Genomic DNA, 20181 nt, shown 5'->3' with positions numbered 1-20181 from the left:
AGGGGTGTCTAACATGCTGGAAGGTGACTATGTATATATCCAATACTACAAGTACAAAGCATACGCCTTCATCGTAGATACAACAAACGAACGGTACTACAAGATCATCAAGCTATATAGAGAAGGTGAGGATGGCGTGAAAGTTCGCTATCCAGTCATCAAAGAGGAATCAGTTTTGGTGGATCTGTTGAAGCCGGTGGAAACAAAAATACATCCGGAAGATGTGAAAGTATTCATTGACATGTCTCTGGACAGTAACGATAAAGATTGGTTCGAGGAATTAATGAAAGGGTGATCCGATGAATCGCTCTGAAACAGTCGAGAAGATAGAAGAACTATTAAGGGACCATGAAGAATGTGGGAGCTGCCAAACATGTAAGGAAGTGGACAGCCTTAGAAACAAGCTCCTTCACAATCCTAAAGTGAAAGCAGTCCTGGATAAAGGGTCGTATATGAAAAAGAGCGATATAGCCTTCTTGATTGGTAAAGACATTGAGAGAAAGGAAATCAAAAAGGCATTAGGTATGAGTACATTGACCTTTCAGGAAATGATGGTCAATTGGGGGTTCAGTAAAAAGAGAGGGGATAGTGAAATGGCGAAATTAAAGGACTTCACCACGAATGAATATAACGACTTGAAAGCAGTCGGTTTGAATGATGAACAAGTAGCGGAGAAAAAGGGTGTCAGCACTCCAACTTTAACGAAGTGGAAGAAGGATAACGGCATTTCATCTGGTAAGGTATTCGGGCGAAAAAAGGACGATAAAGAGCCGAAAGTATTCAAGCCTACCATTACCCCTAAAGAGACAGTACAACCACCTCAGAACGAATTACAGAGCGTTGTGGAAACATTGAAGCGTCAATTGGATGTGAGGGAAAAGGCAATCAATCAACAGTTTGAAAAGATCGAACATTTGAAAGCGACCACTGTACCTAGAGAAAAATATAAAAATATGAAAATCGACTTCGAGGAAGCTGAATTAGAACGGATCAAGAATTTTGAAGAGTACAAGAAAATGGAAAATGCGTACCAGAAAGAACACGCCATCGTAATAAACCTAGATGCAGAGTTAGAGAACGTCAGGGAGCAACTAAGACAAGCTAGGGTAGAAGCTGTAAGAGCTGGACAGGAGAACGAACATCTTAAAGGGCTTGTGAAATTATGGATGTAGGATTCAATCCCTATTCAAAGTCGCAGCAGTTAAAGGGTCATCAAAAGCACAAGGACACACCTAAGATTGTCGAGAAGCGACCACGCAAGCGTAAAACTAGAACAGTAAGAGGAAGAACCATACCAACCGCAAAGGTAAGAAGCGCAATTAGTAAAAAGGATTATAACAAAGCCATTGAAACCTTTGGCGAAACCTGTGTGATCTGTAACAACCCACACATTGAAATGCACCATGTTCGATTCCGTTCCCAACAAGGTCGGGGAGGGTACAGAAATCTCATGCCACTCTGCAAAGAACATCACATGAAAGCGCACAAGGAACGATCATTCGCAGTTGAGCTGAAAGAAGAACGTGAAAGCATCTATGGAAAATGGTATTGGGCTGATAAATTCGACCTCTTCCAAGAAAATCTCATACCGAATACAACAGAAAAGGCATTTGAGAAGTTCATGGAGGAAGAAGGTGAACGTCTTGCCAAGAAGAGTAATGAGCTATAACCAAGTATCAAAGGATAGAGAACAACTTGCAGTGATCATCATCGAGCGTGAAGGCATAAACAAAGAGCAGTTGAAAAAGGAAAGTAGGGCATGTAAAAAGCACTCAGTTCTTGTGAGTGACGGACATTTATATGAGTTTAAGTGAAATTAGAGCATAAGAATCCAATTATCAGTATGGAACATAATCCAAATATGGACAAGAGAACATATATTCTTAGGAGGAATTAACTATGAACGTAATCACGCTGACAGGTAACGCAACGAAAGATATCGAGCTTTCTTATTCGCCATCAGGAACAGGATTTGGGAAAGGGACCATTGCTGTACAACGTAACTTTAAAAATCAACAGGGTGAATATGATACGGACTTTATCAACTTCAAGGCAATAGGCAAGATTTCAGAGGTCATGGCAAACTATATTTCCAAAGGGGATAAGTTCGGAATCACTGGATCACTACAAATCAATGTATCTGAGAAATACGGACAGAAACGATATTTCACAGAGGTAGTGGTAAATGGATTCGACTTCCCGAATAAGACTAAGCAATCTACGAATCAATCAAGTAATCAAAACAGGAATCAACCACCATACACGAGAGAAGATAACGACCCATTCGCTAATGACGGAAAACCAATTGACCTCTCAGATGATGATTTACCGTTTTAACGCACTAAAGGAACGGGGTGTATATATGGACTTTGAATCAGCAACAAAACGCCAACTACTACAAATAGCCATCAACGAAGAATGCTCGCTTGCTGATAAATACGCAGCATGTAGAGAAATGCAGATTCGCCAATGGAAAGAAACTATGCTCGAAGATTTAGTTTTACTGTACGGTAGAGGGTTCAGTCCCTTTGCCGTATCCATTGAATTAGGTGTAGATGAATACACGGTGCGGAACAAGATTAAACAATACGGATTGAGAAGGAGACAGGGAGCATGAACGTAGATAAATTATTTGAAACTCAAAAAGAATTACGTGGAGTAATTAACTATCAGGGTAGTGATCGTTTTGAAAAGTTGGTCCTTGCATTGCTTGTGGAGATTGGCGAATGTGCAAATGAATGGAGAGGGTTCAAGTTTTGGAGTAAGAATCAACACCCAAGACACATTGCTATAACAGATGACGGGAGAGTAATTAAAAACCAGAAAGGCACGCCTCCACTTCTTGAAGAATTCGTTGACGGCCTTTGTTTTATCTTGGAATTAGGGATAGAAATTGGAGTGGATAAGTTCACGCCAAGCAAACTTATCTCATTTACCCATGATATAACAGGCGGTTTCAGATCAATTTACAGATTGGCATCGGATTTAGATTACATGATGTTATTGCTAAATGACGGTGACTACCGAGTATTATTTAATAACTATCTACACTTAGGTGAATCACTTGGATTCTCCTGGGAAGAGATTGAAAAAGCTTACTATGAAAAAAATCGCATCAACCATGAGAGACAAGCAAATGGATATTAAAAATATACCTGATAAATACACAATGGCTTGGCAAATAACTTTAGTATCCAATTACAGAGAGGATTTCCTTCTCGATCTACCGGAAAAGGAGCTTTATGAAATTTATAAAGTGAAGGTGGAGAAACGATGACAAGATATGTAGGTATAGACCCATCAACTAAAACAGGTTTAGTCATACTCAACCGAGACGGGGAAATCATTAATCAACAGGAAGTCAGAAGTAAATTGAAGAGTGATCCAGATAGATTCGTTGACTTGGCCGACTTGATTATGGAGGAATTGCACCCTAATGACATTATAGCCATTGAAGGATTCTCTTACGGATCAAAAGGTCGTGGAGTGTCAACTCAATACGGAATTGGCTGGATGATCAGAGCAGAGCTATACAAAAGAGGTTATGAATACATCGAGGTATCTCCATCAGCAGTAAAGAAGTTCGCTACCGGTAAGGGAAATGAGAAGAAGGATAACATGACGGTGCCTATTTATAAGCATTGGGGATTTGAACATCCATCAGATAACGTCCGGGATGCCTTTGTATTGGCTCAAATTGTTAAAGGGATGAAGGGTGTTAGTAAACTCACAAAATACCAGGAAGAGGTCATTGAGAAGGTACAGAAAGAAGGTGCATGATGACTCAACCAACAGAAGAGATATTCAGAGAGCAGCCAGTCGATATTGAAGCTCTCCGGCAAGAGGTAAAGGACGATATCCCGGACACTATCCGGGAAGTCATCCGAAAACATAACCAAATGCTCACGTTCATTAATCAATATGAAGAGAACATCGACTCTCTAACACCTTTTCAACTTAGCAAACTCCAATATTACTACAACAAGGCAGAGAGGGAAGCGTGGAAGCTTGCAGGATACTTCAAAAGCCAGTATCAGTATTACTACGGTAAAGCAAGCACAGAGCGTGGGCAGTTTTATATATACGAACGTGAGACAAACAAAATTGCGGTAAATGATTCCAATTATCGAAGTAAGGTCCAAGAGGGCATTAACCAAGAAATATCAGGCATATATGAAGGTCATTACGTCACATGGAAGGGTATCGCCACCTCTTATGCAGGGGCAATGCTTACCATGAAGGATATGATTAAGGCTATTGATAAAGAGGGCGGTTGAACGTATTACGATAACAGGAGGAAGCCGATGAACGGTGTAATCATGTTTCTAGCTTTTATCGCATTAGTCGGAATTACATTGGGGGAGAGAAGATGAGTGACCTTGAAGTGTTTGTGATAACTTTCTTTGGATTGCTGATATTGTTACTTGCGATTGTGGTTTTATCGCTCATTAAAGGTGCTGAAAAAACTTTAGATGAAGTGAAGAAAATGCGTAGGGAAAGAAATAGGCTGATCATGGAAAAGGAAAGTCGAAAATATTTAGAGTCAGAGCAGGAGTTCAAGAAAGGGCAAGTAGTTAAAAGTGGTCACTATTCATGTAGGTTCATTGTCATTGGATATAAATACGACAACTATATATTGGCAATAAGAGAAGGGGAAGAAGATAAATTCACAAACAGAGAATTACTTCACACTAGATGGCTTTATACTGACGAAAGTGAGGGGGAATGACAGTGGAGCAACTTCAATTCATTGATACAAACATACCAGGAGAGGTAAAACGAAAAGCCGTTAAGCTCATGAGCCAATATAGGATGTTGGAAGCTATCATAGAATCACGAAAAATGAAATCAAATAAGATGACCGTCAACTATGACGCAAGTGAATCGCAAAGGGGTAATCAGTTCCACAGTCAGACAGAGGAATTAGCTTTGAATGAGGTGGAGATTGAGAAGTACACGCTCACCAAGAAGAAGCTAGATACTCTCTTCGACTCACTGAAGCCTGATCAGCAGAAGATATGGGAACAACGCTACATGTTAGGCATGAGTGACGCAGATGTGTATTACGGCAACAACATACCACATCGGACATATTACCGATTGAAGAGGGAAATGATTGCGGTGGTGGCTGATGGGATGGGATTGCTTTAAGGAAGTTTTGACCCATGTAGCGAAGGAGTGATTGAAACGTGAATCTAAGTGAAAAAGAAAAAGAAATTGTTGTTGAAGCTTTGCAGTTCTACATTAACAACACTGACAACTTACCCTACGAAGATTTAAGAGATTATAGTGATTTAAAAGAACGAATCAAGAAGATTATTTAGTGCATTATCCGATGACACACTGAATAGACCGATGTAGTAAAGGAGTGCAACCAGTGGAAATTAAATTTAAATGCCCTAAATGTTATGCGAATTTAGTAAAGGAAGTCGAGCCAAGAGGCGGAAAGACTAACGGAGACGAACTTTTAAAAGAGAGATGCCCAGAATGCGGGAAACTTCTTTAGTAATGAACAATCCGACGATGTAACGCAATACTTTGGCACTAATTCGCACTAAAAAGGACATGAAATACACGGAAATCCGTTATACAATGGTACTATAAGAAATTAACGTTTTATGGCTAAGTAGATGATGACTAATATCAAATCCTTATCACTCAGCCAAGCGAATAAAGAGTGGTTATGTTCCGAACCTGTATTTTTATCACAAAAAATGAAAGGTTTAACCCTCTTAATCAGAGAATCACTACGACTGCGTGGGGGTTCTCTTTTTCTTTGTGTACAGAATATCAAGGTGTGTTGTACAGAAGGAAAAACAAAGGGAGGATCATCATGTATGAGGGATATGAAAAGTTAGTAAGGGGTAACAAACCCATTTCACATAAACCGATACAACCAAAGGAACATCCGTGTAAAGGGTGTACCTGGGGAACGTATGTAAGCGACAAGAAAGTATTATGCCTGTTACCCAAATGTGTGCGAGGTGAAAAATGAAACACGAAGTATGGACAGAGGAAGAGGTTCAATATCTGCATGAGTTAAAGCAAAAGGGTCACACACATAGAGAGATTGCTTCCATCATGTCAGAGAAATATAAAATGGAGTTTACTTTTCATGCGGTAAGACATAAGGCAGTAAGGACGAAGCAAGAAGAAGAGTTACCTGGATATAAAGAAGAGTACAAAATAGAACCCGATGGATCACATAAGAGTGATAAGCTCCTGAGAATGTCTGCTGAACAGAAGAAGGATGTTAAATTCCTTTTAGAAGCTCATGGGTTCAACATAGATTCATGGGAGTTAATTACTGCTAAGAACAACATATGGAACACATACAGTAAGCAAGATGGAATTAATACGTTATACGCCAGTAAGATAACAGTCAAACCGAAAGTAAGTAGCTTCAACATAGATAACCTGTTAAAGAAGATCGAACAGGTGCCACCTAAGTACATTGAACCGAAATATACAAGAGATATTGATTACCTAAACATCCCATTATTCGATATGCATTTTCCCATCAGTGATTATGAGTATTACAAACCAACTCAACAAACCATATTAGGGCTGCTTCAAAAAGGATACAAAGAAGTGCTGATCATCATTGGTCAGGATCTTTTACACAACGATGACTTTAGAGGTAGAACATCATCCGGTAGGGAAATTGAAAAAGTGGATATGGAGCTGGCTTGGGATGAAGCATTAAAGTTCTATGTACCGATCATTGAAATGGCGATAGAGAAGTGTAAGAAAGTAAATATCTGTTATTCGAAAGGGAATCACGATGAGTCAATGTCATGGGCCTTCGTGAAATGTTTAGAGGTGCGATTTCCTCAAGTGAATGTAGATACCAGATTCAAAGAAAGAAAGGTTCATATGTTAGGGACCAACTTTATTGGTATCAACCATGGGGATAAAAAGAAAGACACCAACCTAAACGAAAACTTCTCAACAGAATTTCCTATGGAGTGGAGTCGAGCCACAACCAGGGAAATATTCACTGGGCATCTTCACCATGAGAGAGTGTTAGATAAAGGTGGGGCAGTCGTGAGGAGAATGCCAACTGGTAACAGAGTGGACGACTATCATGACGACCATGGATATACAACAGCTCATAAGAGATTCGAAGTGTTTGAGTATAGCGAGGATAAACTGAAGACGATTCATTATGTGTAAATGCTTAAAAGGAGGTGTTAACAATGGGAAAGAAAGGCGAACACAAAGCCGGACCGGTATCCAAAGAAAACACATCCAATACAAGCAAGAAGGATAGCCGTAAAGAAGGTAGATCAGGTCCAAAGAAGAATAAGAAGTAATCACTGAGAGTGTCTATATGGCACTCTTTTTAATTAGGTGTATAAAGCTTATACGTTTAATTAAGAAGAGTGTATAGGGGGAAGGTGAATGAGATGAAGCTGACGGAGAAGCAACGGAGATTTGCTGATGAGTATATTCGATTAGGTGAGATTACAAAGGCTGCAATCAATGCTGGATACAGTACAAAGACGGCATATGCGATAGGAAAAGAAAACCTTGAAAAACCTATCATCAAATCCTATATAGAGAAGAGATTGAGTGAACTGCGTAAACAGTCCATAGCTGAACAGGATGAAGTTCTTCAATACCTTACCTCTATCATGCGTGGAGAACACACTGAGCAGACTCTGAGGGGAATCGGTGAAGGTGCGCAGACGATTGATGATATTGAAATATCTGCTAAAGATCGTATTAAAGCTGCTGAACTATTAGGTAAGCGTTATGCTATGTGGACTGATAAGCAACACCATGAAGGTTTACAACCAGTAACGTTTATTAATAATGTCCCGGTGGATGATGATGAATGAATACGGTAAATGTAGATATCGCCAAAACCATTGGAAAAGGATATAACCGATTTTGGCATTATAAAGGCCGTTACCGGGTTGTGAAGGGCGGTCGAGGTAGCAAAAAGTCTGTGACCACTGCTCTGAATATCATTCACAGGATGATGGAATATCCACTCGCCAATACATTAGTGTTGCGGAAAGTGTTTAAGGATCACAAAGATTCGACGTACTCTCAGTTGAAGTGGGCCATCAATCACCTTCAGGTGAAACACCTGTGGCATGTGAAAATAACACCGTTAGAAATCATTTATAGACCCACAGGACAGAAGATTCTATTCAGAGGTTTGGATGATCCAATGAGTGTAACATCCATAACAGTAGAAACAGGACACTTATGTTGGGCGTGGTTTGAAGAGTGTTATCAGATAACCAATGAAGATGACTTCGACAAAGTGGATATGTCCATACGTGGTGAGTTACCACCAGGATATTTTAAACAATTAACGCTTACTTTTAACCCGTGGAATGAAAAGCACTGGTTGAAGAAGCGTTTTTTTGATGCAGACAACCCGAATGTATTAGCACTCACAACCAATTATCAGTGTAATGAGTTCTTGGGTGACGATGACAGAGAGTTATTTGAATGGATGAGGAAGAACAATCCCAGACGTTACAAGATTGAAGGTATGGGTGATTGGGGGATTGCAGAAGGGGCTATCTTCACGAATTGGAGAGAGTTCGCCTTTGATACAAGTGAGATTGCGAAACGTGAAGGTGTGCGTTCAGCGTTCGGACTTGACTTTGGATTCACAGTGGACCCGACAGCCTTACCAGCTTCCATTGTTGACATTAAGAATCGTGAAATATACGTGTTTGATGAGATATACGAAAAGGGACTACTCAATAATGAGATAGCAGAGAAGATCATCGAAAAGGGTTATCAGAAGGAAATCATCATAGCTGATAGTGCGGAACCAAAGAGTATTGCAGAGTTGAGGAAATACGGGATAAGGAAGTTAAAGGCAGCCGAAAAAGGACCGGATAGTGTGAAATCGGGTATTCAGTTTATTCAGCAGTTCACGATATTCGTCCATCCTAGATGCGTCAACTTCATCAACGAGTTATCCAACTATGTATGGGACCGTAATAAAGAAGGTCAGCTCATTAACAAACCAATAGATGAGTTTAACCATTTACTCGATGCCTTTAGATATAGCTTAGAACCAATAAGAAAACGTACAAGAGTGAGGTGATTGCGTGAGACATTACATTGAACAGATAGATAAAGAGGGTATTACACCCAAACTCATCAAAGAAATGATTGAGGAACATCAACCAGAGCGTAATAGAATGATTGACTTATATAATCGCTACAAGGCTGTCATTGATGGAGTACCGATCCTTCAAAGGGACCCCATCGAATATGAGGACTTTGAAACCGGGACTATTAAACGTATTGACCACAAAGTAAATAATCGACTCAATAACAGTTTCGATGCTGAAATCGTTGATACGAAAGTAGGTTACATGTTCGGTCATGCAATTAGTTACGATGTGGATAAGGAATTGGCGAGTGTCGAGAGCTTGAAAAAGGAGTTAGACCTCTTCAATCTTCGTAACAACGTAGCTGATAAGGACTCTGAATGGGGAAAGAAATCAGCCATATGTGGATACGGTGCCAGGATTGCTTATATTGACCTTGAAGCAAAGGAACGTATAAAGAATATAAACCCTTGGGAAACAATCATTCTCTCGAATGAGGATATCACAGAACCTAAATACGCATTGAGATATTGGAATGTGAAGGACGACGAGTGGAAAGCAGAGTTTTACGACGACTCTTACTACATCACCTATACATCTAAGAATGGGATAGACTTCGATGAGGTGGAAAAGAAGCTTCACCTGTTCGATTACTGCCCTCTATTCGGATTGCCGAACAATGAAGAGTTGCAGGCAGACGTTGAGAAAGTGTTAAGCCTTATTGATGCTTACGATCGTACTATTTCCGATGCTAACAATGAGATCGAACAGTATCGACTCGCTTACCTGGTACTAAGAGGGCTGGGAGCAGATGAGGAAACACTCAACAACCTGAAAAAGAGTGGTGTCTTTGAATTGTTCGATAAGGACGATGATGTCTCTTACTTAACAAAGGACATAAACGACACACTCATTGAGAATCACCTTGACCGATTGGAAGAAAACATCCTTAGATTCGCTAAATCAGTGAATTTCAGTGATGAATCCTTTGGTGGTCAAATAACCGGTGTGGCTATGCGTTTCAAATTACTTGCATTAGAGAATAAATGTATCACGATGGAACGTAAAATGACAGCTGCTTTAAGGTATCAGTTTAAGCTTCTATGCAGTGCGTGGGCTAAACGTAATATCTGTACTAAAGATGATTATTTGAGTGTGTGGACGGCATTTAAGCGTAATTTACCTGCAAACATCCTAGATGAAGCAACAACAACTATGAATTTACGTGGAAATGTGAGTGAGAAAACACGCTTATCCCTTTTATCATTTGTAGATGATGTCGAATACGAACAAGAGTTAATGAAGCAGGAACATGACGAATACATGAACCAGTTACCAACATTAGGCGGTAATGCAAATGAAGAACCAGAATGAACTAGATAAGTACCTGGATGAATTGATTGATCAAGCTGAATTGGATATTGATAATGTTTTTGGTAAGAGGATGAAGTCGTTTCTTGCTCAATTAGGGGATATGTTCAATAAGTATTCATCCAAAGGTGAACTGACATACACGGACATGACGAAATACAACCGTCTACAAAAGGAATTAGCTTTTATTGCTGAACAGATCCATTCTGATTATGCGTATCTGACAGAGTTCATCCAAAACTTAATGATTAGCCAATACATCGAGAACTACTTCCAGTCAGCCTTCATGTATGAGTTTGAAGCACAAAAGAAAATGGGATATGGTCAGGTGAATAAGACGGTTATCTTAGCTGCAGTACAGAATCCTATCCCGGAACTCACATTACCTAAATTGATGGAGTATAACCGGAACGATACCATTAGAAAGATATCAACCGAAATCACTCAAGGGTTATTGGCTGGTGAAGGATACTCGACCATATCTAAGCGTATTGAGAAGGCTGTTGGTTTCAGCTCCGTAAAAGCTCGGAGGGTGGCTAGAACCGAGTCGCATAGGGCACAGGTTCAAGGGAGAATAGATAGCGCAGATCAAGCAAGTAAATACGTGGATATGACAAAAATGTGGGATGCTACATTAGATCGCAATACGAGGGATTGGCACCAGAAGTTAGATGGGACCGTCATTGGCAAGGATGAAAACTTCACCACTCCTAAAGGTGGTAACGGTAAAGCTCCTGGACACATGAACAATGCTTCTGATGACATTAATTGTAGATGTACGGCTCTATACCTTGTGAATGGTAAAAAGCCTTCCGTTAGAAGGGCTAGGCTCGATAACGGCAAGACCAATATCATCCCATATACAACCTACGATGAGTGGAAAAAGGAAAGAATTAAATAAAAATAGAAACTTCCTCCTTTATGTATCGTATAATTAAACACGATACCAATTTAAGGGAGGTTTCATAATGTTTGGAACGAAAAAGTGCAAACAGTGTAAGAAAAAAGTGGATAAGAGTGAGATCGTCGCTAGGGAGTACTGTTCAGAAGAGTGTAAAGAAACATGGCAAGATGCGAATCTAAGACCATGGCAGAAAGCTTTGAATAATGGTGTAGATAAGTGGGCTGGCAAACCAAAAAAATAATATATAAATCCAAGTCACTTCTAACGGGGTGGCTTTTTATTATGACCTGACGAGGTCGTTAAATATACGTACATTAAAGCACATGGCGGTCGAAAGAACGTTATGGGCTAGGAGGTAAACTATGAAACTTGAAGATATTAAACAATATTTCAATGACAATAAAGATAACGATGAGGTTAAAGCCTATTTAGGAGAACTATCTGCCGTATCTACTGATAAGGTGAAAGGTTTCCTGAACACTGATGAAGGGAAACGACTGATTCAACCGGATTTAGACCGTTATCATAACAAATCATTGGAGTCTTGGAAGGCGAACAACTTAGATTCCTTAGTGGAAGCAGAATTACAGAAACGAAACCCTTCAAAATCCCCGGAACAACTCGAACTAGAGAAACTTCGTAAGGAAATTGAAGATGAGCGAAAGGCTCGTAATAGGGAAGTATTGGTCAATAAAGCACTGAAGGTAGCGAAGGAAAAGAACCTACCGGATGGCATTATTGACTATTTTATTGCCGAAAACGAGGAGGGCACTATTGAAAACCTCTCTAAATTAGAGGAAGTGTTCAGTCAATCTGTACAATCGGCAGTAGATTCGAAGTTTAAGGAGAATGGTCGAGATATCGACTTCTCAAACCCAACAAATAAAACAGGAAAAATCGACGTGGATTCACTTGCTAGTCAAGTGTCACTTCGACAATAGGAGGAAAAACAATGCCAACATTCAATCCAGATAACGTATTATTACAAGATGCCGTCACAGGTGAAGTGCCATCCGAACAAGGTTCATTGATGCTGAAAGACTTCATGACTCAAGCTGCCATTACTCAACTCGCTAAGTATGAGCCGATGAGCAAACCAGTTAAAAAATTCACGTACCTAGCAGATGGGCCAGGGGCTTACTGGGTAGGAGAAGGAGAACGCATCCAGACTTCTAAGGCTACATGGTTAGAAGCCGAAATGAAGACAAAGAAACTTGGTGTGATCATCCCTGTTTCAAAAGAATTCTTGCGTTACACTGTTTCTGATTTCTTCGCTCAAATGCGCCCGGCTATTGCTGAAGCATTCGCTATTAAATTTGACCAAGCAGCCTTATATGGAACAGGATCTCCATTCGGTTCTGGTGTATCTGTATTCGAGAAGATTCAAGCTTCTGGTAATACAGTAGAGTTAAACTCACTTGGAAACCTTTACGACGAATTAAACTCTGTTATGGCCCTTGTGGAAGACGGAGACAAAGACGTTGACGGTTTCACAACTGTTCGTAAATTCCGTAAGAACCTGCGTGGTGCGAAAGATGTCAATGGAAATCTTTTATTCAACGATGCTAACGGTGGAGCTGCTTCTCAATTACTAGGACTACCGGTTGGATATGTTAACTCTAAATCGTTCGACTCTTCAAAAGCAGAACTACTCGCTGGTGATTGGGATTATGCACGTTACGGAATCCTTCAAAATATTGAATACAAAATTTCAGAGGATGCTACAATCTCTACAATCCAGGATGAACTAGGTAATGACATTAACCTATTCGAGCGTGATATGTTCGCTCTGAGAGCAACAATGCACGTTGGATTCATGACACTCGCTGATGATGCGTTTGCAGCATTAACACCTGACGTTACACCATAATAAAGGGCGGCTCTCGTAGTCGCCTTATTTTTTTAGGAGGTTGAAACCATGGTAAAAGTTAAACGTGATGAAAAAGAAATTGAAGTAAGTGAAAAAGCTTATGAGGTTGTGTATAAACCACTAGGATTTAAAGAAGTGAAGGAAAAGAAAAAGAAATCCGACAAAGAGTAGGTGATTTGAATGGACCTACAGACACTTAAAAACATGATGAGGATTGATACAACCGATCATGATGAATACCTCATCGAAATGTTACCAGTGTTCATTGAACAGGCGAAAGACTACTGCAATAACTCATTTATGGTTGCCGGTGAAGAGGTGCTGCCGTCAGGGGTGAGATTGTATGTAGCGAAAGCCATTGAATTCAGCATGAACCCTTCCAATGTAAAGAGCTACACAATGGGTCAAGTATCGTATTCGTATGAAACGGATGTACCACGTAGTATCACGAAATACCTAGCACCATATCGAAAGGTTCGCTTCGTATGAATGTGTATCCTCATAAAATTGACATCGAGTCATACGAAGAGACTGATGACGGCATGGGAGGACATACAAAAACGTGGAGTACTGTTCAAACTAGTCTTAAAGCCCATGTTCAGCCGATAAGCGGAAGGGAATACTATCAGGCGCAACAAATACAAAACCCCGTTAATGTGGACGTATACACGCCATATAACGAGGTCATTAAACCCAACATGAGGGTTAAATATAAATCCATGAACTTGAACATCATTTCAGTTATAGACCAGGGTGGAATGAACAAGATCCTATGCTTGAAGTGTTCTACTTCCAATGTCTAGGGACAATGCCTTTCTTCAATCCTTCTTGTACCCATTCACCTTGCTTGACGATTCTTTTTGATACCTTCCCTTTATTTTTTATAAACAATTCATATGTTTCATACTCTTTGGGGACGGTAGACACCTTAGAGACAAAGTCACTATAGCTGATTTGATCCGTTTCGAGCATGACTAATAAAAGGTCATCATAAATGAGTAACACCTCCTAAGGGGGTTTGACAATGAGAATGAATGTAAGTATGAAGGGCCTAAATAAATCCATTCAACAAATGAACCAATATACGGCTGAAAAAGTAAATGCAATTAAGGCGATTGTAGCGGAATCCACTCAAAATATCGAGAATGGGTCCGTTGCACGTTCTCCTGTGTCTGAAATTGACGGAGGAAACCTTAAAAATGGCATATACAAAGAATTTGCCGATGGTGGATTTGTAGGTAGAGTCATTGATCCGTCTGGCTACGGCTTGTATGTCGAGTTCGGGACCGGTATTTATGCGGAAGGTGATAAACCAGGACGGTCAACTCCTTGGGTGTACTTTGATGAGAAATTAAATCGTTTTGTATTCACAAGAGGGATGAGAGCGCAACCGTTTATGAATCCTTCATACGAAGAGGAACGACCTAATTATATCAGAAGTTTAGAAAAAGAGTTGAGAAAACCATGACAAAAACATCATTATTAGCCCTTCAGATGTCAGTATATGCAAAGTTAGCTAGTCACACACCACTCACAAGCAAAATAAGTGGTGTCTATGACGAAGTAAGTGAAGGTACGGCATATCCTTATGTAACCATCGGGAACCCTACTGTGAACGATTGGGGGAGTCATACGACAGAAGGGGAAGACATCACCTTAACCCTTCATGTATGGTCCGATTACAAAGGGAAAAGGGAAGTTTACGAGATATTTAATCTCATATTAGAAGCATTGACCACCACCCTGACATTGAGTGGTGGTTTTTCTATGGAATTTCAGCGCAGAGAGTTTATGGAAGTGTTAGAAGATAACGTGACCAATGCTCGACACGGAGTTATCAGACTTAGATATAAAATCATGCAATAGGAGGTCATTACATGCCAAAGAACGTAAAAATCGTACTATTAGTGAACACAGGGGATGAAACAACTCCCGTCTTTTCGCCTGTTGGTGGACAGAGAAACGCAACCTTTTCAGAAGAAGCGGAAACAATCGACCTGACGAGTGAAGATTCAGCAGGGTATCAAGAATTCGACTACGGGTTGGGATCCTGGACGATTGAATGTGATGGATTATATATTCCGACCGCAGAAGGATATAAAGCTTTAAAGGATGCTCAACGTAATAAACTGATCATCAAAGCACGTATCCAAGAGGATGGCCAGCCGGTAGAGGAAGGGGATGTACTTGTCACTAGCCGTGAATTAGAAGGCGCATATGACGGTGAATCCACTTACAATGTGTCATTACAAGGATCCGGTAAATTAGCTGCAGTCCCAGCATCTTAAACAATCAATCAAGGCCGTCTTCGGGCGGTCTATTTTTATGGAGGTTATTAAATGAGCGACCACGCTACTTATAAAAAAGTGAAATTAAACGGTGAAGATCACATCTTGAAATTCGGTTTCAATGCTATCTCGGATCTAGAGGAGTATTACGGCAGAGGTATCCATTCAGTCATCACGGAGGAAGTGATCGGGTTCAATACGGTTCGTAATATCTTGTGGGCCGGCATGTTATGGAAGAACCCTAACCTTAAAGTACATCACGTAGGACAGATGCTCGAAAAGGAAATGGAGAATAACGAAGAGTTTGACTTCAACGAAATGATGAAAACATCTATCGACGCATTGTACAACTCCAAAGCATTCAAACTCATTTCAAAGAGCAGCAAGGGTGACGAAGAGTCAAAAAACTAGAAGGTGGCTTGGATTGGAAGTGGATTAAAGAAGTTGCATTTGGTCCATTAAATCTAAGCCATGAATCCTTTTGGAAGCTGCAACCATTCGAATTCCTTGAATTGTACGAAGGGTGGAAGTGGAGAGAAGACAGGCGCATTGAAGAGATCAAAGAGTTGAACGAGATGGAAATGAGAAGAATGTCCATCTTGGCTAGTTGGATCACGGCACCTCACTTCAGAAAGCCCAAAAAGCCTACAGACTTCTATAATCCCAATGCAAACAAAGAGAAGCCTAAAACAACACCGGAAGAAAGTAAACGCATGGTTATGCTTCTATCCAAAGAAATGGGGGTGAGATAATGGCCCAAACAATCGCACAAATGATGGTTGAGATCGGTGCGGATCCATCAGAGTTCCAAAAGACATCTAAAGTGGTTGAGAGTGAAATGAAGTCCATGGGTACCACGGTATCCGGGATGGCAAAAACCATGGGGACGGATGTAAAAGGATTCTCTGATAAGTGGAAGATGATGTCCAACGAAATGAAAGCATCTTACCAAGCTTCCAAAGCAGCACTCATACCATTCAAAAAGGATTTACTAGGTGTCGAGTATGATTTCTTTAAACTTTCAAAAAGCATGAAAGGATATCAAGGCACCAATAAAGAGTTTATGGACGAGGTTACCAAACTTGGGATGCGTCACAAGAAAGCAACAGAAGAAATGATGAAAAATAATGAATTCATGAAAACGAGCTTCATCCAATCTGTTGGTACGATGGTCGCAAGAAGTGGCCAGTCTGAAAAGATTGCGGCTAACTTCTCCAGGATGGGTAACCCATTATATACAGTGAATAACGGATTACTTAAAGTAGGGGCTAACCTTGAAAAAGTGGCTAGAAACGGTAACGCTGCCGTTTTAGCTATGAAAATGTTAGGACCGAACGCAAATATGAAAGAACTAAACGACATGACACGTATGATTAATATGGGTCTAATGCGAATGACTTTCCTTGCTATCGGTATGGCGGTTCCTTTTGTTATTGCAACTGCTGCAGTCATCGACCTCGCTTATGCCATTAATGAAAATTTGGGTCCGGCCACCGAGAATATGAAAGGTGTATGGGCGCAAGTGTTTGAACCTATTGCGAAGGTTGTAGCGGAGATCTTGTTGAAAATCATTGGATTTGTGACGTGGATAGGTAACCTGATGAACAAATTTAATGAGTTAAATCCCGTCTTAGCCGCATCTATTCAGTCATTCGGACTATTATTCTTAGCGTTAATGGTTATTTTGTCTCCATTGGCTATTGGTATAGGTATGTTTGGTGGTCTTCAAGCGGCAATTTCAGCAGTTTGGATGCTCATTGGACCATTTGTTACCGGATTCTTGGCAGTCGCAGGGACGGCAGCTATTGTAGCGGCAGCACTTGTGGCAGTTGGTGCAGCACTTTACTTACTTTGGACTAAGACGGATTGGTTTAAATCTGCGGTTATGACTGCGTGGGAATCAATTAAAAACGCAACTCAGGTAGCGTGGAATTGGATCATGTCAAACGTGATCACTCCTGTTCTAAATGCGATACAAAACTTCATTCAAGATAAAATGGAATATGTCAGGAAGTTTTGGCAGGAAAACGGTGAAATGATTAAACAAGCTACTAAAATGGTATGGGATCTTATTTCCGGTGTGATTAAAGCACAACTAGCGGTGATATTAGCAGTCATGAAAGTTGTCTGGCCGGTCATTAAAGAAATCATAAGTGTAGTGTGGAATGCCATTAAGAACATCATATCAGGTGCCATAGATGTCATCTTAGGTATCATTAAGTTTTTTGCAGCTCTCTTCACTGGTGATTGGAAAGCTTTGTGGGAAGCGACAAAACAAATCATATCCGGTGCAGTTAAAATCATCACGGGTATTCAAAAGGCATTTGTTGACAAGATCTTGTCTTACATCAATCAGTATGGAAGTAGAGCATCAGCGTTGTTCAGATCCATATGGGAAACAGCCAAGTCATTATTCTCAGCAGGGGTAGAGAGTATTAAAGGTAAGGTATCGTCTGGATTCAAGGCGATTGTGAGCTTTATAACTGGTTTAGGATCCACATTCTATAAAGCCGGCAAAGGCCTTATTGAAATGATGGCTAAAGGGATAACGGCTGCAGCTGGTAAAGTGTTGAGAGCCGTTTCAAGCCTTGCTCAAAAAGCCAGGGACTTCCTACCGTTCTCCCCAGCTAAAACAGGACCTTTATCAGACTTGGATAAATTAGACTTCGGTGGTCCTATTTCAGACTCCTTAGATAAAGCGGTTCCCCAAGTGAAAGGGTTAATGAATAATCTCATGTCACTTCCTGATATCAGGGTGAGTAAAGGTGATACTGAAGCGGCAGCCGGTCAGCCAATGAACGTCACATTGAATTACAGTGGAAACGGCAGTGAAGAAGACGCTTACAATATGCTTGATATCATTGAAGAAGGCTTAAACAACAGGTATTCAAACAGAATGATCGTGAATGGGGTGAGAGGATGAACATAGTGGTAACGAATGAAAAGGGAGAAACTTTCGACTTCCAAGAGAATGGTTATAAAACTATGATTTTTAATCACCCCTCTCCCTATGTCCAAAATGAAACGGAAGGCTTAGATGGTAGTAAAAGCCTTGTGGTAGTTGACAGTAAATTTGGTTATGTACCATTCAACACTAAAGTGTATCTGAATGTTGAGGATAAAGAAGAGTACGTCAGACAAAGGCATAAACTGTTTTCTTTCTTAGGTAGTGGCAGAGAATTTGGTGTAGTCGAAGAAGCTGAACCGAATAAAATGTGGAAGTTGAGATTGGAAGGTGCCATATCTCCTGATCGGGTAGATGGACAGAGGGGATTCTTTGAAATTCCGTTTGTCTCATATTCATCTTTCGCTCGATCCATCGGAACCACTTTGCGTCCAGAAGGCGATATGATGTCGCAAGTCACGACCAACTATGGTGATCCACCCATTCAGTATGAATTTAACACGACTTCATTCAGTGTGTGGAACGATAGTGATACCGACATTGACCCACGTGAACATGACCTCACAATCGAGTTTAAGGGTGCTTCTTCGGGATTGACGATAAAGAACCTCACGACAGGCGATACGTGGTCTTATACTGGCGATACTGTAGCAGAGGATGTAATCCGACTAGAAGGTATCCGGTCGCTGAAAAACGGCAGTAGTATCTTTGGTCAAACGAACAGGCAACTTATCACATTGGTGCAAGGCTGGAACGAATTTGAGATAACGGGAGCGACTGATTTTTCAATCGGATTCGACTTCCGTTTTTTATATGTCTAGGAGGTTGAGCGTGATGAAAAAGAGCGAAATTATCGAAACGGAAAATATGATCAAAATGATTGTCGGAAAATCATCTATCACTGTGACTGCCGATTCAATTCAAATCAATACAGGAAAATAAAGGACGGTGGTGAAACATGGAAACGGTAAATAGACAAAGTATCACGATTGATATTCGCAAGCCTAACCTGATTTCCACTCCGCAGTTTATCCAAGGTGACACGAACATCATAGATTTTACGGTCAAGGATAACGGAGCAGATGCGGATTTAAGCGGTATCGGGCGAATAGTCGTCAATTACAAACGCACAGATAAGAAAGTTACATCACGATTGCTTGAAGCGGTAGGGAACACAGTAACATATCGTTTCGGTCAAGAAGAAATGGAGAAGCACGGAATTGGCGAATTAGAGCTGCAGTTTTTCAGTGCGGATGACTTAGAACGAATTTCAACTCTGAAGATGAAAGTGAACGTGATTAATTCGATTGGTTCCGTAGCACTTCAGCAACAAGCTGACGATGTAACGGCATTACAAGAGTTATTCATTGAAGTAAACGACAAAGGTACCTTCGCCCAGGAGAGTGGAGACTATGCACTTGAAAAAGCCGGTGAAGCAGATACTGCAGCTCTCAACGCTCAACAAGTTGCTGATGAAAATAAAACGACGTTCCTCAATGCGGTAGATACGGTGGCGACACGTGATTCAACGTATCCGGACCCTAATCATGGGGACACGGTGAGGGTGACGAGTGAAGCGAGATCATATCGTTATGTAGAGGGTAGTGGATGGAAGATAACGGACGAATATAACCCTACGGCCATTGATGAGGTTAATGCGCAGTTGGCAGATATAGCGTATAATGTCAAATCTTATGGAGCCAAAGGCGACGGAATCACAAATGATACAACAGTTTTGCAAAACTTAATTAATA

At 40.6% G+C, this 20181-nt stretch carries 31 protein-coding genes; all 31 read left to right on the top strand.

What is annotated here, in order from left to right:
- Positions 1-13: 13 nt before the first annotated feature.
- Positions 14-295 carry a hypothetical protein gene (locus KYJ26_RS20315; RefSeq protein ID WP_219169490.1) on the top strand — a complete coding sequence of 94 codons (282 nt, stop codon included), beginning with the start codon at positions 14-16 and terminating at the stop codon, positions 293-295.
- A 4-nt stretch (positions 296-299) separates the two neighbouring features.
- Positions 300-1172 carry a hypothetical protein gene (locus tag KYJ26_RS20310; RefSeq protein ID WP_219169488.1) on the top strand — a complete coding sequence of 291 codons (873 nt, stop codon included), beginning with the start codon at positions 300-302 and terminating at the stop codon, positions 1170-1172.
- Positions 1163-1669, top strand: a complete 507-nt coding sequence (locus KYJ26_RS20305; RefSeq protein ID WP_257475163.1) for an HNH endonuclease signature motif containing protein — start codon at positions 1163-1165, stop codon at positions 1667-1669. Before KYJ26_RS20310 ends, KYJ26_RS20305 begins: the two co-directional genes overlap by 10 nt.
- Positions 1644-1814 carry a hypothetical protein gene (locus KYJ26_RS20300; RefSeq protein ID WP_219169487.1) on the top strand — a complete coding sequence of 57 codons (171 nt, stop codon included), beginning with the start codon at positions 1644-1646 and terminating at the stop codon, positions 1812-1814. The genes KYJ26_RS20305 and KYJ26_RS20300 overlap by 26 nt, the downstream gene beginning before the upstream one ends.
- Before the next feature lie 85 nt (positions 1815-1899).
- Positions 1900-2337, top strand: coding sequence for a single-stranded DNA-binding protein (locus KYJ26_RS20295; RefSeq protein ID WP_219169486.1), 438 nt, complete (start codon positions 1900-1902; stop codon positions 2335-2337).
- A 25-nt stretch (positions 2338-2362) separates the two neighbouring features.
- Positions 2363-2617 carry a hypothetical protein gene (locus KYJ26_RS20290; RefSeq protein ID WP_219169484.1) on the top strand — a complete coding sequence of 85 codons (255 nt, stop codon included), beginning with the start codon at positions 2363-2365 and terminating at the stop codon, positions 2615-2617.
- Positions 2614-3147 carry a dUTP diphosphatase gene (locus tag KYJ26_RS20285; protein ID WP_219169482.1) on the top strand — a complete coding sequence of 178 codons (534 nt, stop codon included), beginning with the start codon at positions 2614-2616 and terminating at the stop codon, positions 3145-3147. The genes KYJ26_RS20290 and KYJ26_RS20285 overlap by 4 nt, the downstream gene beginning before the upstream one ends.
- Before the next feature lie 126 nt (positions 3148-3273).
- Positions 3274-3780 (top strand): hypothetical protein, encoded by a 507-nt coding sequence (locus KYJ26_RS20280; protein ID WP_219169480.1) that lies wholly within the window; start codon positions 3274-3276, stop codon positions 3778-3780.
- On the top strand, positions 3780-4277 hold the full coding sequence (locus KYJ26_RS20275) for a hypothetical protein (protein WP_219169478.1): 498 nt from the start codon (positions 3780-3782) through the stop codon (positions 4275-4277). Before KYJ26_RS20280 ends, KYJ26_RS20275 begins: the two co-directional genes overlap by 1 nt.
- Positions 4278-4369: 92 nt before the next feature.
- Positions 4370-4729 (top strand): hypothetical protein, encoded by a 360-nt coding sequence (locus KYJ26_RS20270; RefSeq protein WP_219169476.1) that lies wholly within the window; start codon positions 4370-4372, stop codon positions 4727-4729.
- 2 nt (positions 4730-4731) lie between these two features.
- Positions 4732-5151: an ArpU family phage packaging/lysis transcriptional regulator gene (locus KYJ26_RS20265; RefSeq protein ID WP_219169475.1), complete on the top strand. Its 420-nt coding sequence runs from the start codon at positions 4732-4734 to the stop codon at positions 5149-5151.
- A 38-nt stretch (positions 5152-5189) separates the two neighbouring features.
- Complete coding sequence (locus tag KYJ26_RS24090; RefSeq protein WP_257475161.1) at positions 5190-5324, top strand: hypothetical protein; 135 nt, start codon at positions 5190-5192, stop codon at positions 5322-5324.
- Between the two features lie 667 nt (positions 5325-5991).
- Positions 5992-7176, top strand: a complete 1185-nt coding sequence (locus tag KYJ26_RS20260) for a hypothetical protein (RefSeq protein WP_219169474.1) — start codon at positions 5992-5994, stop codon at positions 7174-7176.
- Between the two features lie 233 nt (positions 7177-7409).
- Positions 7410-7844, top strand: a complete 435-nt coding sequence (locus KYJ26_RS20255) for a terminase small subunit (protein WP_219169527.1) — start codon at positions 7410-7412, stop codon at positions 7842-7844.
- Positions 7841-9079: a PBSX family phage terminase large subunit gene (locus tag KYJ26_RS20250; RefSeq protein ID WP_219169473.1), complete on the top strand. Its 1239-nt coding sequence runs from the start codon at positions 7841-7843 to the stop codon at positions 9077-9079. Before KYJ26_RS20255 ends, KYJ26_RS20250 begins: the two co-directional genes overlap by 4 nt.
- A gap of 4 nt (positions 9080-9083) precedes the next feature.
- Entirely contained in the window at positions 9084-10463 is a 1380-nt protein-coding gene (locus KYJ26_RS20245; protein WP_219169471.1) for a phage portal protein, read from the top strand.
- Positions 10447-11361, top strand: a complete 915-nt coding sequence (locus KYJ26_RS20240) for a phage minor head protein (protein WP_219169469.1) — start codon at positions 10447-10449, stop codon at positions 11359-11361. The genes KYJ26_RS20245 and KYJ26_RS20240 overlap by 17 nt, the downstream gene beginning before the upstream one ends.
- 67 nt (positions 11362-11428) lie before the next feature.
- Positions 11429-11605 carry a hypothetical protein gene (locus KYJ26_RS20235; protein ID WP_219169467.1) on the top strand — a complete coding sequence of 59 codons (177 nt, stop codon included), beginning with the start codon at positions 11429-11431 and terminating at the stop codon, positions 11603-11605.
- A gap of 121 nt (positions 11606-11726) precedes the next feature.
- Positions 11727-12305 carry a DUF4355 domain-containing protein gene (locus tag KYJ26_RS20230; RefSeq protein WP_219169466.1) on the top strand — a complete coding sequence of 193 codons (579 nt, stop codon included), beginning with the start codon at positions 11727-11729 and terminating at the stop codon, positions 12303-12305.
- Positions 12306-12316: 11 nt separating this feature from the next.
- The gene (locus KYJ26_RS20225; RefSeq protein ID WP_219169465.1) at positions 12317-13234 is read left to right on the top strand and encodes a phage major capsid protein; all 918 of its coding nucleotides are present in this window, start codon (positions 12317-12319) and stop codon (positions 13232-13234) included.
- A 48-nt stretch (positions 13235-13282) separates the two neighbouring features.
- Positions 13283-13405: a hypothetical protein gene (locus KYJ26_RS24085; protein WP_257475160.1), complete on the top strand. Its 123-nt coding sequence runs from the start codon at positions 13283-13285 to the stop codon at positions 13403-13405.
- A 9-nt stretch (positions 13406-13414) separates the two neighbouring features.
- Positions 13415-13723 carry a phage head-tail connector protein gene (locus KYJ26_RS20220; protein ID WP_219169464.1) on the top strand — a complete coding sequence of 103 codons (309 nt, stop codon included), beginning with the start codon at positions 13415-13417 and terminating at the stop codon, positions 13721-13723.
- Complete coding sequence (locus KYJ26_RS20215; RefSeq protein WP_219169462.1) at positions 13720-14037, top strand: phage head closure protein; 318 nt, start codon at positions 13720-13722, stop codon at positions 14035-14037. Before KYJ26_RS20220 ends, KYJ26_RS20215 begins: the two co-directional genes overlap by 4 nt.
- Before the next feature lie 221 nt (positions 14038-14258).
- The gene (locus KYJ26_RS20210) at positions 14259-14702 is read left to right on the top strand and encodes an HK97-gp10 family putative phage morphogenesis protein (protein ID WP_257475159.1); all 444 of its coding nucleotides are present in this window, start codon (positions 14259-14261) and stop codon (positions 14700-14702) included.
- Entirely contained in the window at positions 14699-15100 is a 402-nt protein-coding gene (locus tag KYJ26_RS20205; RefSeq protein ID WP_219169460.1) for a DUF3168 domain-containing protein, read from the top strand. The genes KYJ26_RS20210 and KYJ26_RS20205 overlap by 4 nt, the downstream gene beginning before the upstream one ends.
- 11 nt (positions 15101-15111) lie before the next feature.
- Positions 15112-15522: a phage tail tube protein gene (locus KYJ26_RS20200; RefSeq protein ID WP_219169458.1), complete on the top strand. Its 411-nt coding sequence runs from the start codon at positions 15112-15114 to the stop codon at positions 15520-15522.
- A 51-nt stretch (positions 15523-15573) separates the two neighbouring features.
- Positions 15574-15933, top strand: a complete 360-nt coding sequence (locus KYJ26_RS20195; protein ID WP_219169457.1) for a hypothetical protein — start codon at positions 15574-15576, stop codon at positions 15931-15933.
- An 8-nt stretch (positions 15934-15941) separates the two neighbouring features.
- The gene (locus tag KYJ26_RS20190) at positions 15942-16274 is read left to right on the top strand and encodes a hypothetical protein (RefSeq protein ID WP_219169456.1); all 333 of its coding nucleotides are present in this window, start codon (positions 15942-15944) and stop codon (positions 16272-16274) included.
- Positions 16274-18445, top strand: a complete 2172-nt coding sequence (locus tag KYJ26_RS20185) for a phage tail protein (protein WP_219169454.1) — start codon at positions 16274-16276, stop codon at positions 18443-18445. The genes KYJ26_RS20190 and KYJ26_RS20185 overlap by 1 nt, the downstream gene beginning before the upstream one ends.
- The gene (locus KYJ26_RS20180) at positions 18442-19248 is read left to right on the top strand and encodes a phage tail domain-containing protein (protein WP_219169452.1); all 807 of its coding nucleotides are present in this window, start codon (positions 18442-18444) and stop codon (positions 19246-19248) included. The genes KYJ26_RS20185 and KYJ26_RS20180 overlap by 4 nt, the downstream gene beginning before the upstream one ends.
- 137 nt (positions 19249-19385) lie before the next feature.
- A partial coding sequence (locus KYJ26_RS20175) for a BppU family phage baseplate upper protein (protein ID WP_219169450.1) occupies positions 19386-20181 on the top strand: 796 nt, incomplete at its 3' end.

Origin of the sequence: Rossellomorea orangium, from assembly GCF_019334305.1 — a bacterium.
Taxonomy (GTDB): domain Bacteria; phylum Bacillota; class Bacilli; order Bacillales; family Bacillaceae_B; genus Rossellomorea.
The sequence above is the reverse complement of the archived record's forward strand: the minus strand, read 5'-3'. Positions and strand labels throughout refer to the sequence as shown.

Bases quoted from the DNA above. Each gene is read 5' to 3' on its own strand.
- KYJ26_RS20180 (WP_219169452.1), top strand. From the start codon at position 18,442: ATGAACATAGTGGTAACGAATGAAAAGGGAGAAACTTTCGACTTCCAA.
- KYJ26_RS24085 (WP_257475160.1), top strand. From the start codon at position 13,283: ATGGTAAAAGTTAAACGTGATGAAAAAGAAATTGAAGTAAGTGAAAAA.
- KYJ26_RS20230 (WP_219169466.1), top strand. From the start codon at position 11,727: ATGAAACTTGAAGATATTAAACAATATTTCAATGACAATAAAGATAAC.
- KYJ26_RS20295 (WP_219169486.1), top strand. From the start codon at position 1,900: ATGAACGTAATCACGCTGACAGGTAACGCAACGAAAGATATCGAGCTT.
- KYJ26_RS20210 (WP_257475159.1), top strand. From the start codon at position 14,259: ATGAGAATGAATGTAAGTATGAAGGGCCTAAATAAATCCATTCAACAA.
- KYJ26_RS20240 (WP_219169469.1), top strand. From the start codon at position 10,447: ATGAAGAACCAGAATGAACTAGATAAGTACCTGGATGAATTGATTGAT.
- KYJ26_RS20260 (WP_219169474.1), top strand. From the start codon at position 5,992: ATGAAACACGAAGTATGGACAGAGGAAGAGGTTCAATATCTGCATGAG.
- KYJ26_RS20315 (WP_219169490.1), top strand. From the start codon at position 14: ATGCTGGAAGGTGACTATGTATATATCCAATACTACAAGTACAAAGCA.
- KYJ26_RS20280 (WP_219169480.1), top strand. From the start codon at position 3,274: ATGACAAGATATGTAGGTATAGACCCATCAACTAAAACAGGTTTAGTC.
- KYJ26_RS20305 (WP_257475163.1), top strand. From the start codon at position 1,163: ATGGATGTAGGATTCAATCCCTATTCAAAGTCGCAGCAGTTAAAGGGT.
- KYJ26_RS20200 (WP_219169458.1), top strand. From the start codon at position 15,112: ATGCCAAAGAACGTAAAAATCGTACTATTAGTGAACACAGGGGATGAA.
- KYJ26_RS20235 (WP_219169467.1), top strand. From the start codon at position 11,429: ATGTTTGGAACGAAAAAGTGCAAACAGTGTAAGAAAAAAGTGGATAAG.
- KYJ26_RS20290 (WP_219169484.1), top strand. From the start codon at position 2,363: ATGGACTTTGAATCAGCAACAAAACGCCAACTACTACAAATAGCCATC.
- KYJ26_RS20285 (WP_219169482.1), top strand. From the start codon at position 2,614: ATGAACGTAGATAAATTATTTGAAACTCAAAAAGAATTACGTGGAGTA.
- KYJ26_RS20270 (WP_219169476.1), top strand. From the start codon at position 4,370: ATGAGTGACCTTGAAGTGTTTGTGATAACTTTCTTTGGATTGCTGATA.
- KYJ26_RS20205 (WP_219169460.1), top strand. From the start codon at position 14,699: ATGACAAAAACATCATTATTAGCCCTTCAGATGTCAGTATATGCAAAG.
- KYJ26_RS20195 (WP_219169457.1), top strand. From the start codon at position 15,574: ATGAGCGACCACGCTACTTATAAAAAAGTGAAATTAAACGGTGAAGAT.
- KYJ26_RS20215 (WP_219169462.1), top strand. From the start codon at position 13,720: ATGAATGTGTATCCTCATAAAATTGACATCGAGTCATACGAAGAGACT.
- KYJ26_RS20220 (WP_219169464.1), top strand. From the start codon at position 13,415: ATGGACCTACAGACACTTAAAAACATGATGAGGATTGATACAACCGAT.
- KYJ26_RS20310 (WP_219169488.1), top strand. From the start codon at position 300: ATGAATCGCTCTGAAACAGTCGAGAAGATAGAAGAACTATTAAGGGAC.
- KYJ26_RS20250 (WP_219169473.1), top strand. From the start codon at position 7,841: ATGAATACGGTAAATGTAGATATCGCCAAAACCATTGGAAAAGGATAT.
- KYJ26_RS20225 (WP_219169465.1), top strand. From the start codon at position 12,317: ATGCCAACATTCAATCCAGATAACGTATTATTACAAGATGCCGTCACA.
- KYJ26_RS20185 (WP_219169454.1), top strand. From the start codon at position 16,274: ATGGCCCAAACAATCGCACAAATGATGGTTGAGATCGGTGCGGATCCA.
- KYJ26_RS20255 (WP_219169527.1), top strand. From the start codon at position 7,410: ATGAAGCTGACGGAGAAGCAACGGAGATTTGCTGATGAGTATATTCGA.
- KYJ26_RS20275 (WP_219169478.1), top strand. From the start codon at position 3,780: ATGACTCAACCAACAGAAGAGATATTCAGAGAGCAGCCAGTCGATATT.